The 12,522-nt window shown below is 71.8% G+C and carries 7 protein-coding genes and 1 pseudogene; 5 read left to right on the top strand and 3 right to left on the bottom strand.

Annotation, left to right across the window (positions count from 1 at the left end; translation table 11 throughout):
- The first annotated feature begins 75 nt into the window (after nt 1-75).
- A complete protein-coding gene (locus ABZ454_RS04715) occupies nt 76-2,898 on the top strand; it encodes a PQQ-dependent sugar dehydrogenase (protein WP_359536068.1) in 2,823 nt (940 codons plus the stop codon).
- Nucleotides 2,895-4,662 (top strand): annotated as a pseudogene (locus tag ABZ454_RS04710) (ThuA domain-containing protein). The gene ABZ454_RS04715 and the pseudogene ABZ454_RS04710 overlap by 4 nt, the downstream one beginning before the upstream one ends.
- 224 nt (nt 4,663-4,886) lie before the next feature.
- Here ABZ454_RS04710 and ABZ454_RS04705 read toward each other — a convergent pair.
- From ABZ454_RS04705 to ABZ454_RS04695, 3 genes are all read right to left on the bottom strand, one after another.
- Nucleotides 4,887-5,762, bottom strand: coding sequence for an SDR family oxidoreductase (locus tag ABZ454_RS04705; protein WP_359536067.1), 876 nt, complete (start codon nt 5,760-5,762; stop codon nt 4,887-4,889).
- Nucleotides 5,763-6,108: 346 nt separating this feature from the next.
- Nucleotides 6,109-7,386 (bottom strand): TetR family transcriptional regulator, encoded by a 1,278-nt coding sequence (locus tag ABZ454_RS04700; RefSeq protein WP_359536066.1) that lies wholly within the window; start codon nt 7,384-7,386, stop codon nt 6,109-6,111.
- A gap of 39 nt (nt 7,387-7,425) precedes the next feature.
- Nucleotides 7,426-8,535 (bottom strand): XdhC/CoxI family protein, encoded by a 1,110-nt coding sequence (locus ABZ454_RS04695; protein WP_359536065.1) that lies wholly within the window; start codon nt 8,533-8,535, stop codon nt 7,426-7,428.
- A gap of 142 nt (nt 8,536-8,677) precedes the next feature.
- Between ABZ454_RS04695 and ABZ454_RS04690 the strand changes: the two genes are divergently transcribed.
- The 3 genes from ABZ454_RS04690 to ABZ454_RS04680 are packed head-to-tail and all read left to right on the top strand — an operon-like array spanning nt 8,678 to nt 12,476.
- Nucleotides 8,678-9,550, top strand: a complete 873-nt coding sequence (locus tag ABZ454_RS04690) for an FAD binding domain-containing protein (protein ID WP_359536064.1) — start codon at nt 8,678-8,680, stop codon at nt 9,548-9,550.
- The gene (locus tag ABZ454_RS04685) at nt 9,547-10,083 is read left to right on the top strand and encodes a (2Fe-2S)-binding protein (protein ID WP_359536063.1); all 537 of its coding nucleotides are present in this window, start codon (nt 9,547-9,549) and stop codon (nt 10,081-10,083) included. Before ABZ454_RS04690 ends, ABZ454_RS04685 begins: the two co-directional genes overlap by 4 nt.
- Nucleotides 10,084-10,088: 5 nt before the next feature.
- Nucleotides 10,089-12,476, top strand: coding sequence for a xanthine dehydrogenase family protein molybdopterin-binding subunit (locus ABZ454_RS04680; RefSeq protein ID WP_359536180.1), 2,388 nt, complete (start codon nt 10,089-10,091; stop codon nt 12,474-12,476).
- Nucleotides 12,477-12,522 lie beyond the last annotated feature (46 nt).

Here is a 12,522-nt window from a genome sequence, read left to right as displayed (position 1 = left end):
GGGTGCCCGCGTCCCCGGCGCGACGGCGCGCGCCTGTGCGAGACCCCCAGCCCCGTTGACTTACGGAGGATGCGCGTGCACAGGAGACTCACCCGGCCCCTCGCGGCGCTCGCCAGTACGCTGCTCGCTGCCGCGGGCGCCCTCACCGCCCAGCAGAGCCCGGCCGAAGCGGCGCCGGCAGCACCCGAGTTCCAACAGGTCACCCTCGCCAAGGGGGTGGCCGAGACCGGCGAGCCGATGACGCTCGCCGTCCTGCCCGACCGGTCCGTGCTGCACACCTCGCGGGACGGCACCCTGCGCCTGACCGACGCTGCGGGCACCACCAAGGTCGCCGGCAAGCTGGACGTCTACTCGCACGACGAGGAGGGCCTCCAGGGCGTCGGCGTCGACCCCGCCTTCCCCACCAACCGCTTCGTCTACCTCTACTACGCCCCGAAGCTCTCCACCCCCACCGGAGACGCCCCCGCGGACGGATCGGCCGCCGACTTCGCCCCCTTCGACGGTGTCAACCGGCTCTCCCGATTCGTCCTGAAGGCGGACGGCACCCTGGACACCGCCAGCGAGAAGAAGGTCCTGGACGTTCCCGCGAGCCGGGGGCTGTGCTGCCATGTCGGCGGCGACATCGACTTCGACGGCCAGGGCAACCTGTACCTCTCCACCGGCGACGACAGCAATCCCTTCGCCTCCGACGGCTACACGCCCATCGACGAGCGGCCCACCCGCAACCCCGCGTACGACGCCCAGCGCTCGGCGGGCAACACCAACGACCTGCGCGGCAAGGTCCTCCGGATCAAGGTCAACGCCGACGGGAGCTACTCCGTGCCGGCGGGCAACCTCTTCGCCCCCGGCACCGCGAAGACCCGGCCCGAGATCTACGCCATGGGCTTCCGCAATCCCTTCCGGATGACCGTCGACAAGCCCACCGGCACGGTCTACCTGGGTGACTACGGCCCGGACGCGGGCACCGCGAGCGCCACCCGCGGGCCCGCCGGACAGGTCGAGTTCAACCGGATCACCAAGGCGGGCAACTACGGCTGGCCCTACTGCACCGGCAAGAACAGCGCCTATGTGGACTACGACTTCGCCACCTCGACGTCCGGAGCCGCCTTCTCCTGCTCGGCGCCCAGGAACACGTCGCCGAACAACACCGGCCTGACCGACCTCCCCGCGGTCCAGCCCGCCTGGATCCCGTACGACGGCGGCTCGGTCCCCGAGTTCGGCAGCGGCTCGGAGTCGCCCATGGGCGGCCCCGTCTACCACTACGACGCGGCCTCGGCCTCCGAGGTCAAGTTCCCCGAGAGCTTCGACGGGGACTTCTTCGCCGGCGAGTTCGGCCGCAAGTGGATCAAGCGCATCGAGCAGGCCGGTGACGGCACCGTACAGTCGATCAACGCCTTCCCCTGGCAGGGCACCCAGGTCATGGACATGGCCTTCGGCCCCGACGGTGCGCTGTACGTGCTCGACTACGGCACCGGCTACTTCAACGGGGACGAGAACAGCGCGGTCTACCGCATCGAGAACGTCAGCGGCGGACGGTCCCCGCTCGCCCAGGCCTCGGCCGACCGCACCTCGGGCAAGTCCCCGCTGGCGGTGCGGTTCTCCTCGGCGGGAACCTCCGACCCCGACGGCGATCCGCTGGCCTACGCCTGGAAGTTCGGTGACGGCGGTACGTCGACGTCGTCCGACCCCGCGCACACGTACACCGCCAACGGTCAGTACACCGCGGAGCTGACCGTCTCCGACGGCACCGGCCGGACGGCGACCGCCTCCGTGACCGTCACGGTGGGCAACACCGCGCCCACCGTGAAGCTCGAACTGCCCGTCGACGGCCGGATCATCGACCCGGGCGCCGCGGTGCCGTTCAAGGTGACCGTCACGGACCCGGAGGACGGCACCATCGACTGCTCCAAGGTCAAGGTCACGTTCATCATCGGCCACGACAGCCACGGTCACCCGCAGACCTCGGCGACCGGTTGCTCCGGCACCGTACAGACCATCGCCGACGGCGAGCACGACCCCAACGCCAACATCTTCGGCGTGTGGGACGCGGAATACACCGACAACGGCGCGGGCGGGCAGCCCGCCCTGACCACGCACGACGAGCACATCAGCCAGCCCAGCCACCGCCAGGCCGAGCACTACGGAGGCTCCGCCGGGGTGTCGGTCATCAGCCACGCCGCGGCCCAGGGCGGCAGGACCGTGGGCAACATCGAGAACGGCGACTGGATCTCCTTCAAGCCCTACGCTCTCGACAACGCCACCCAGCTGACCGCCCGCGTCTCCTCCGCCGGCGCCGGCGGCACGCTCGAGGTACGGGCCGGCTCGCCCACCGGCACCCTGCTCGGTTCCGTGGCCGTCCCCGTCACGGGAAGCTGGGAGACGTTCCAGGACGTCTCCGCGAACCTGAGCAACCGCCCGGCCGGCACCACCACGCTCCACCTCGTCTTCAAGGGCGGCAGCGGATCCCTCTTCGACGTGGACGAGTTCACCGTCACCACCTCGGGCACGTCCGGTCCTCGGGAGGGTGCCATCACGGGTATCGGGGGCAAGTGCGTCGATGTCGCGGGGGCGGCGACGGCGGACGGGACGCAGATCCAGCTGTACACGTGCAATCAGACGGCTGCCCAGCGGTGGGTGGTGGGTACGGACGGCACTCTGCGCTCGCTCGGCAAGTGCATGGACGTCAGTGGTGGGGGTTCGGCGGACGGTACGAAGGTCCAGTTGTACGGGTGCAACGGTTCCGGGGCGCAGAAGTGGAGTCCGGGGGCCGACGGGACGCTGCGTAATCCGCAGTCCGGCAAATGTCTCGACGCGGAGGGCGTCTCCTCGGCCGACCGCACCAGGCTGCACCTGTGGACGTGCGGCACCGGCGCCAACCAGAAGTGGATCCTGCCATGAGCCGACGACCGAACCGATCCCTCGGACGCCTCGCCTGCTGGGCCGCCTGCGGCCTGCTCGGCGTCGCTTCCCTGCCCGCGGCGGTCGCGACCGCCGCCCCGCCGTCACCGGCATCCGCCCCGGCGCAGGCGGCCGCCGCCGACCCCGCGTACGACGTGCTGGTCTTCTCCAGGACCGCCGGCTTCCGCCACTCCTCCATCGACGAAGGCATCACCGCCCTGCGCGAGTTGGGCGCGGCCGGCAACTTCACGGTCACCGCGACCGAGGACCCCGCCGCCTTCACCCCGTCGAACCTCGCCGGATACGAGGCCGTCGTCTTCCTCTCCACCACGGGCGATGTCCTCGACGCCACGCAGCAGACCGCCTTCGAGGGGTACATGGCGGCCGGCGGCGGCTATGTCGGCATCCACGCGGCGGCCGACACCGAGTACGACTGGAGTTGGTACGCGGGCCTGGCCGGCGCCCTCTTCCAGTCGCACCCGGCCATCCAGCCCGCCAGGGTCGACGTGGAGGACCGCGCCCACGACGCCACCGCCCACCTCGGCCCCACCTGGCAGCGGACCGACGAGTGGTACAACTACCGGACCAACCCGCGCACTTCGGCCCATGTGCTCGCGTCGCTCGACGAGTCCAGCTACAGCGGCGGCAGCATGAGCGGTGACCACCCCATCGCCTGGTGCAAGGACTACGCCGGAGGTCGCGCCTTCTACACCGGGGGGGGGCCACACAGAAGACTCGTACAGCGATCCGGCCTTCCGCCGTCATCTGCTCGGCGGCATCCGCTGGGCCGCCGAGCTGACCGAGGCCGACTGCCGTCCGGAGACCGGCTACACCACGCTCTACGGCGCCTCGGGCACCACCGGCTGGAAACAGGCCGGTCCGGGGTCGTTCGCCGAATCCGACGCCACCCTGACCTCGCGCGGCGGCCTCGGCCTCCTCTGGTACCAGGCCAAGGAGTACACCTCGTACTCCCTGAAACTCGACTGGCGGCAGGCCGGCGACGACAACTCCGGTGTCTTCGTGGGCTTCCCCGCCTCCGACGACCCCTGGTCGGCCGTCGACAACGGCTACGAGATCCAGATCGACGCGACCGACACCCCCGACCGCACCACCGGTTCCGTCTACGGCTTCAGATCCGCCGACCTCGCGGTACGCGACGCGGCACTGAATCCGCCGGGGGAGTGGAACACGTACGAGATCCGGGTGGAGGGCGAGCGCCTCCAGGTCTTCCTCAACGGCCGCCGGGTCAACGACTTCACCAACACCGACCCAGCCCGCAGCCTCCGGCAGGGCCATATCGGGCTGCAGAACCACGGGGACGGCGACGACGTGTCCTTCCGGAACGTCCGGATCAAGGAACTCGGAGGCACGTCCGGTCCTCGGGAGGGTGCCATCACGGGTATCGGGGGCAAGTGCGTCGATGTCGCGGGGGCGGCGACGGCGGACGGGACGCAGATCCAGCTGTACACGTGCAATCAGACGGCTGCCCAGCGGTGGGTGGTGGGTACGGACGGCACTCTGCGCTCGCTCGGCAAGTGCATGGACGTCAGTGGTGGGGGTTCGGCGGACGGTACGAAGGTCCAGTTGTACGGGTGCAACGGTTCCGGGGCGCAGAAGTGGAGTCCGGGGGCCGACGGGACGCTGCGTAATCCGCAGTCCGGCAAGTGTCTCGACGCGGAGGGCGTCTCCTCGGCCGACCGCACCAGGCTGCACCTGTGGACGTGCGGCACCGGCGCCAACCAGAAATGGGTCCTCCCCAGCTGAGTGACCCGCTCGACACCGTCATCGGCGCGGAGGGCGCCGGTGACGGGACCGGCCGCTCCACCGGGCCGGTGACGGCGGCAGCGTGCGACGCCGAAGCGCCCTGCCGCCGTCCCTCCGTCCCGTGTCCTGATTGCCGAAGTGGGCGCACAGGGGGCGTACGGCGGCGAGCCGTGGTGGTCGCTCGCGTGCGGAGGACGGGCTGTCACATGAGCGGCAGTCCGGTGTCAGGTCCGCGTGCCTCCGGCTGCCTCCGCTGCGCGTCCGCCCGCCCCCAGCAGCCCCGTCGCCTCGAAGTGCGAGCGCGTCAGCTCCCGGCGGGTCAGCAGCGAGACCAGCCCGGGGAGGCCGGCGCGCACCGCCTGCACACCCCGGAGCCACCCGGGCACATAGACGGCAGGCGCTCGGCGCTCGACGGCGTCGACCACCAGCCGGGCCACGTACTCCGGGGCGTAGGTCTTGCGCGCCGGGGGAGGCATGTGAGCCCGGAGCTCGCGCAGCACACGGTGCTGGTCGGCATCCCGGATCATGTCCGTGTCGATCCAGTTCAGATACGCGATGCCCACGCCGACCCCGCGGGGGGCGAGCTCCGCGCGCAGGGAGTGCGAGAAGGACTCCACCCCCGCCTTGGAAGCGCAGTACGCACTCATCATCGGCGCGGCGCCGATGGACGCGAGCGAGGCGATCTGCTGGTACTGACCGTGGGTGCGGAGCAGTTGCGGCAGGAACGTCCTGGCGGTGACCGCGCTGCCCACGAGGTTGACCTCGATCACGCGCCGCCAGGTGTCCGGGTCGGAGTCGACGAACGGACCTCCCTCGGCCACGCCTGCGTTGGCGATGACGACCGAAGCGGGACCCAGACGCCGGTCCACCTCTTCGGCGACCCGGGCCATCGCCTCGTCGTCGGTGACATCGACGTGCCAGTGCCGTGACGCTGTCGGGAGTGCGCCGGCCGTCCGGGCGAGTGCGTCCTGCTCCAGGCCGAGCAGGGCCACACGGACACCCCGCCCGGACAGCTCCCGGGCGATCGCCGCTCCCAGGCCGCGTGCGGCGCCCGTCACCACGGCTGTACGACCGCTCAGGATGTGCTTCCGGACAGTCACGAGAACTCCTGCGCATATGCGGCGGCGGTGGGTGGTCAGCGTGCGATCAGTGGCGAGCGGGTGGCTCGTAGAGAGCGACGGGCGATGACCCGCTGTCTCGGGAATGGTGACCCGCAGGAGACGAACGTGCACGTCGAGAGGGCCGGACCGGGCCATGCCGCGCTCTTGCGTACCCGTGGGCGGTCCACCGGCGTGCGCTGTCGGCAGGAGACCGGCGAGAAGGCAGTGCGCCCTGGGCCATACGGTGGTCGGCGCCGGTCCGGTCCTTCGCAGACCAGGGCGGAACGGGGAGGATCGCTCCTGCTGACGCCACCGGTCGTTGCGGCGCGGGGGCCCGGAGCAGCGGTCACTGCTCCGGGACAACGGCTCCCAGCGTCTGCCCCAGGGCGCCGAGCAGTCCGGAGAGCCGGCGCCGGTCCGCCGAGCCCAGCCCGGCGAGCAGTTCCTGCTCCTGGGCCGACCGTACGGAGAAGATCCGCTCGGCCAGTTCGAGACCCTTCGGGGTGAGGCACAGCCGGATGATCCTGCGGTCGTCCGCGTCGCGCTCCCGCCGGATCAGGCCCGCCGCCTCCAGACGGTCCGCGTGCTGGGTGAGACCGCCGGCCCGGACCGTGCCGGCTGCCGCCACCTCGCCGGTCGTCCGGCAGTAGGGCTCTCCCGCGTCGCGGAGGGCGGCGAGCACGTCGTAGGCGGGCAGGCTGATGCCGTACTCGCGCACGGTCCTGCTGATAAGTCCCCGATGAGCAGCGGCACACTCGTTCAGCTGTGCGAACAGGGTCATGGGGGAGTCGTCCGCCGTCCGGATCCCTGACACCGGGCGAAGACGCTCGGGCTGTACGCGCTCCGACGGCGGCCGGGTGGTCGCGGCAGCCCTCGGAGCAGGGTCGACGCGGGGGTGCACGGACACGTCGGCACCGTCGGCCGCGTCGCCCCGCAAGGGCGGGGGAACGACATCGAGGGCGTCTCCGAAAGCGCTGGCGAGCACGTCCGTCAACGCGGGAGCGAGCTCCTCGGTCGGGACGGAGGCCGCCGGTTCATGGGCGAAGAGGTAGCGCTCCATGATCACGCCGAACAGGACGCTCCGGATGACAGCGGCCCGCACCTCCGCGTCGGGCGAGTCGCCGAGAAGTCGCGCGAGAGGTTCGCCGACCTGCTTCTCCAGGATGGTCCGCAGAAGCTCGGCGCTCGGCGGGTGGCCGACGGCCGAGCGGATGAGTGCGGGCCAGGGATCGTCGGCCGGCAGGCGGTCCCACCGGTCGAGATAGGCGCGGGCCAGGGCCGCGGGCAGTTCCGACGTGCTGTCAGCCGCCGCCAGCACATCGTTGGTGACGCCCGACCCGCTTCCCACCGCCTCACGGAACAGACCGTCCTTGGTGCCGAAGTACGCCATCACCAGGCCGGGGGTCACCCCGGCCTCGGCCGCGATGGCGCGGACGCCCACGCCCCTGAAGCCGTGCGCACCGAACAGTCGCCGGGCCGCGTCGAGGACGGCGTGGCGATTGCCCTCCGGGTCATGGGAACCGGGACGGCGCTGTGACGGCTGCCCTGCCCCCCGGCCGGTTCCCGGCGTCGGGTGTGCGGCCGATCGGCGACGGCCCTCGTTCTTCGCATCCACAAGGTCCACATTAAACGAGTGTTCATAAAAACAGCCGTTCAAAAAAGGTCACTCTCTGTGCACCGGACCCGCTCGAAGGGTGAGCGGCAGGGCGGTGCCGCCGCGCCGCACCGCGACGATCTCGGCCACGATCGACACGGCGGTCTCTTCAGGTCCCCGGCCGCCGAGATCCAGTCCGATCGGCGAGCGCAGCCGTGCGAGTTCCGCCTCGGTCGTGCCCGCCGCGCGCAGTCGCCCGAGCCGGTCCTCGTGCGTCCGGCGGCTGCCCATGGCTCCGACGTACCCGGCCCTGCTGCGCAGGGCGAGGGCGAGCACCGGCACGTCGAACCGTGGGTCATGGGTCAGTACGCACACCGCGGTCGAAGCGTCGACCAGGTCCTCATGGGCGCGGAACCAGCGGTCGGGGCGTGCGGTGACGACATCGTCCGCCCTCGGGAAGCGCTCGGCCGCCGCGAAGGCGGGCCGGGCGTCACAGACCGTCACCCGGTGCCCGAGTGCGGCGCCGATGTCCGCCAGGGGCCGGGCGAACTCCGCGGCGCCGAAGATCAGCAGCCGGGGCCGGGAGGCGAAGGACTGCACCAGTAGCTCACGCGCCGGCGCGCAGGCGGTGTCGTCGGTCGCGCCATCCCTGCCGGTGACGTCCCCGCTGGTCACGATCCCGTTGGCACCGCGGCCGAGCATGCCTTCGGCGGCGAGGGCGGCCGCCCGGTCCGCCCGTGGGTCGCCCAGCGAGCCGGTTGTCGTCCCGCCGCCGACGACCAGGCAGCCGCCGCCGCTGACGGGGGTGACCAGGGCCACCGGCGCACCGGACGCGATGCCGGCGGCCAGCCGGCCGAGCGGTACTTCCGCCCCCATCTCGCGGACCAGTACCTCGATCGTTCCGCCGCAGGTCAGGCCCACCGCGAAGGCGTCCTCGTCGCCGACTCCCCAGCGCCCGAGCACCGGGGCGGCGCCCGCGAGTACGTCCTCCGCCAGCGCGCACACGGCGGCTTCGACGCAGCCACCGGAGACGCTGCCGACGACGCGGCCCGCCTCGGACACGAGCATCGAAGCCCCCGGACCGTGCGGCGACGAGCCCCACGTCCGGACGACGGTCGCCATGGCGAAGCGGGTTCCGGAGCGCTGCCAGGCGGCTGCCTGATCGATGACGTGTCGCATATCGCCCTCCGCGGGCCGTGAAATCTCGGGCACCCTCTTGCCAAGCAGAAACTTTAGTGTAAATCATTTCAGGTACTAGATACATCCGTCCGTGTCGAATGCCACGGCGTGACCACGACACGAGAGGTCCGGTGGCAGCAGGTTGAAACCCACACCCTTCGACTACACCGCCCCCAGCACCGTCGGCGAGGCGGTCGCCCTCCTCGCCGATGAGGAGCGGGAGGCCAAGGTCGTCGCGGGCGGCCAGTCCCTGATCCCCATGCTGAACATGCGTCTCGCCAGGCCCGGGCTGCTCGTGGACATCACCCGGATCCACGAACTCGGCCGCCTCCGCGTGGACGAGTCGGGCAGCCTGCGCATCGGAGCCGCGGTGCGGCAGGCCCACGCGGCCGCGGACAGCGCGGTACGGAACGGATGGCCGCTCCTGGCCGCCGCCATCCGCCACATCGGACACCCTCAGATCCGCAACCGCGGCACGGTCTGCGGCAGCCTCGCCCACCACGACCCGGCCGCCGAACTCCCCGCCGCGGCCCTGGCCCTGGACGCCCGCTTCGTCATCACCGGGCCCCGGGGCACCCGTACGGTCGCCGCCGAGGACTTCTTCCTCGCCACCTTCTCCACGGCCGTCGAAGAGGACGAGCTCCTCACCGAGGTCGTCTTCCCGCCCCCTCCGGCCCATCACGGCTGGGCTTTCGAAGAACTGTCCCGCAGGCATGGCGACTTCGCCTCCGTCGGCGTGGCCGTCGTCCTGGAACGGGACACCGCTTCGGACACCGCCCGGTCCGCCCGCGTCGTCTTCTGCGGCGCGGGCCCCGTCCCCGTACGCCTGCCCGCCGCACAGGACGCGCTCGTCGGCAGCGCGGTCGGCGAGCGCGCCCTCGCTGCCGCGGCCGGCGCCGCGCTGTCCCGCCTCACCCCCTCCGACGACGTCCACGCCACCGCCGAGTACCGGCGCGAGGGCGCCGCCCATCTCCTCGTCCGCGCCTGCACCACCGCCTGGGAGCGCTGCTCATGACCCCCTCCGTCCCCACCCCGCTCGCCGCGCGCACACCGCCCCTCGCCGAGCCCTCCGGCTGGCACCCGATCAGCCTTGTCGTCAACGGACGACCGGTCACCGCCCAGGTCGAGTCGAGGCTGCTGCTCAGCGATTTCCTGCGCGAACGGCTCGGTCTCACCGGCACCCATGTCGGCTGCGAACACGGAGTCTGCGGGGCCTGCACCGTCCTCGTCGGCGACGAGCCGGTGCGCGCCTGCCTGACCCTGGCCGTGCAGTGCGACGGAGCCGAGCTCCGCACCGTCGAAGGCCTCGCCTCCGACGACGCCCCGCTCACCCCCGTGCAGCGGGCCTTCCACGAGTGCCACGGCATGCAGTGCGGCTTCTGCACGCCCGGATTCGTCATGACGGCGACCGCTCTGACCGAGCAGTCCCAGCGCCCCGACGAGGAACAGGTCGCCGACGCGCTCAGCGGGCATCTGTGCCGGTGCACCGGCTACCGCAACATCCGCCGTGCCGTGTGCCAGGCACTCGACGAACGCTTCGGGAAGTGACCCGCATGTCCCACGACGACGACCGGGCCCAGTCCGGCAACAGCAACTGGATCGGCCGTTCCGTCCCCCGCGTCGAGGACGACCGGCTGCTGCGCGGCCACGGACGGTACGTCGACGACATCGCCCTCCCCGGCGCCGTCGAGGCCGCCTTCCTGCGCAGCCCGCACGCCCACGCCCGTATCGAGTCGGTCGACGTGACCGCGGCCCTGGCCGCACCCGGTGTCGTCGCCGTGTGGACCGGCGACGACGTGGCGGATCTGCCCGCGATGCTGAACAAGGAAGAACTGCGCACCCCGCCGGGCCTCGCCGAGCTCCTCGACCCACTGGTCCGGATGACTCCCATGCCGCTGCTCGCCCGCGAGAAGGTCCTCTACGTCGGCCAGCCCCTCGCCGTCGTCCTCGCCGAGAACCGCTACCTCGCCGAGGACGCCCTGGAACTCGTCGAGGTGCGGTACGCCCCGCTGCCGGTGCTCGTCGACCCCGAACAAGCCCTGACCGAGGACGCGACCCGGCTGCACGAGGATCTGCCGGACAACACGGCGGTCGCGGTCGCCACCCGCGTCGGTGACCCGGAAGAGGCGTTCGCCCGCGCGCACGCCGTGGTCAGCGAGCGGTTCGACGCCCACCGCTACGTCGCCTCGCCGATCGAGACCCGTGCGATCTCGGCCCAGGTCGATCCCTACAGCGGCCGGCTGACCGTCTGGTCGGGCACCCAGACCCCGCACCGGCTGCGGGACGCCATCGCCCACACCCTCGGGCTGGAAGCCGCCACGGTCCGCGTCATCGCGGCCGACGTCGGCGGAGGCTTCGGCCAGAAGGGCATCCTGTACGTCGAGGAACTCCTCGTCCCGCACGCCGCCCGCCGCCTGGGCCGCCCCGTGCTGTGGCGCGAGGACCGCAACGAGAACCTCACCGCCTCCTCGCACGCCCGCGAACAGATCCACCGCATCGAACTCGCCGCGGACGCCGAAGGCCGTCTCCTCGCGGTACGCGACCGGATCACCGTCAACTTCGGCGCGTACAACATGACCGGCCTGGTCGTGCCGTACAACTCGCTGTGCCACCTCCTGGGCCCCTACCGCGTCCCGAACGTGCACATCGACGTCGTCGGCGTGCTCACCAACACCACCTTCGCCACGCCCTACCGGGGAGCCGGACGTCCGGAGACGGTGTTCGCCATGGAACGGGCCATGGACCGGCTGGCCGTGGAACTGGGCATCGAGCCCGAGGAGCTGAGGGCGCGCAACCTCGTCCGGCCCGACGAGATGCCGTACGCGACCGGCCTGGTGGACCGCTCGGGCCGGCCGCAGTCCTACGACTCCGGCGACTTCCCGGAACTTCTGCGCCGCGCCGTCGCGAAGGCCGACGTCGAGCGGGTACGCGCCCGGCAACGCGAAGGCGCCCGCGACGGCAAGCACATCGGCATCGGATTCGCCATGTACATAGAGGCCACCGGTCTCGGGCCGTTCGAAACCGCGCGCGTCGACCTCGCCCCCAGCGGCCGGGTGCGGCTCGCCATCGGCGCCCCCTCCCAGGGGCAGGGGCACCGCACCTCCATGGCGCAGATCGCCGCCGACGCCATCGGTGTGCCCCTCGACGTCATCGACGTGGTCGGCGGCGACACCGAGGCCACCCCGTTCGGTGTGGGCACCATCGCCAGCCGCGCCCTGGTCAACGCCGGGAACGCCACCCACCGGGCCGGCCGGCTCGTCCGCGAGAAGATCATCGAAGCGGCGGCCCGCCGCCTCGGTGTCGCGGCGGCCGGCCTCGACCTGAGCGACGGCATCGTGCGGGCCCAGGAACCCGGCGGCCCGTCCCTCAGCCTGTCGGAACTGGCCGGGAAGGCGCCGCTGCCCGGCACCCCCGAACCCACCGACGGCCGGCACGGCGCCGAGATCAGTGAGACCGTGCACTTCCGCCCACCCGGTTTCGCCGTCGCGAGCGGAGCGCACGCGGCCGTCGTCGAGGTCGACGAACACACCGGCGAGATCGAGATCCTGCACTACGTCGTCGTCCACGACGCGGGCAACATCGTCAACCCGATGATCGCGGAAGGACAGGTCACCGGCGGCATCGCGCAGGGGATCGGCGGAGCGCTGTACGAGGAGATGGTCTACGGCCCCGACGGCCAGCCCCGCACCGGCACCTACATGGACTACCTGGTGCCCACGTCCTCGGAGATCCCCGACCTCGACATGGACGAGATCTTCACCCCGAGCCCCATGAACGACCTCGGCGTCAAGGGACTCGGCGAAGGCGGCGCGATCGCCCCGCAGGCGGTACTCGCCGGCGCCGTCGAGGACGCGCTGCGCCCCTTCGACGTGGTCGTACGCCGCGGCCCCCTCTCGCCGAGCCGGGTGCGCGCGCTGATCCGTACGAAGGCCGCCACCTGAGTCCGCCCCGCACCCGAAACGGCTCCCCCTCCACGGCCGGCTCCGC

The sequence above is a fragment of the Streptomyces sp. NPDC005803 genome, from assembly GCF_040630435.1.
Taxonomy (GTDB): Bacteria; Actinomycetota; Actinomycetes; order Streptomycetales; family Streptomycetaceae; genus Streptomyces.
This window is presented reverse-complemented; position numbering and strand designations above follow the sequence as displayed.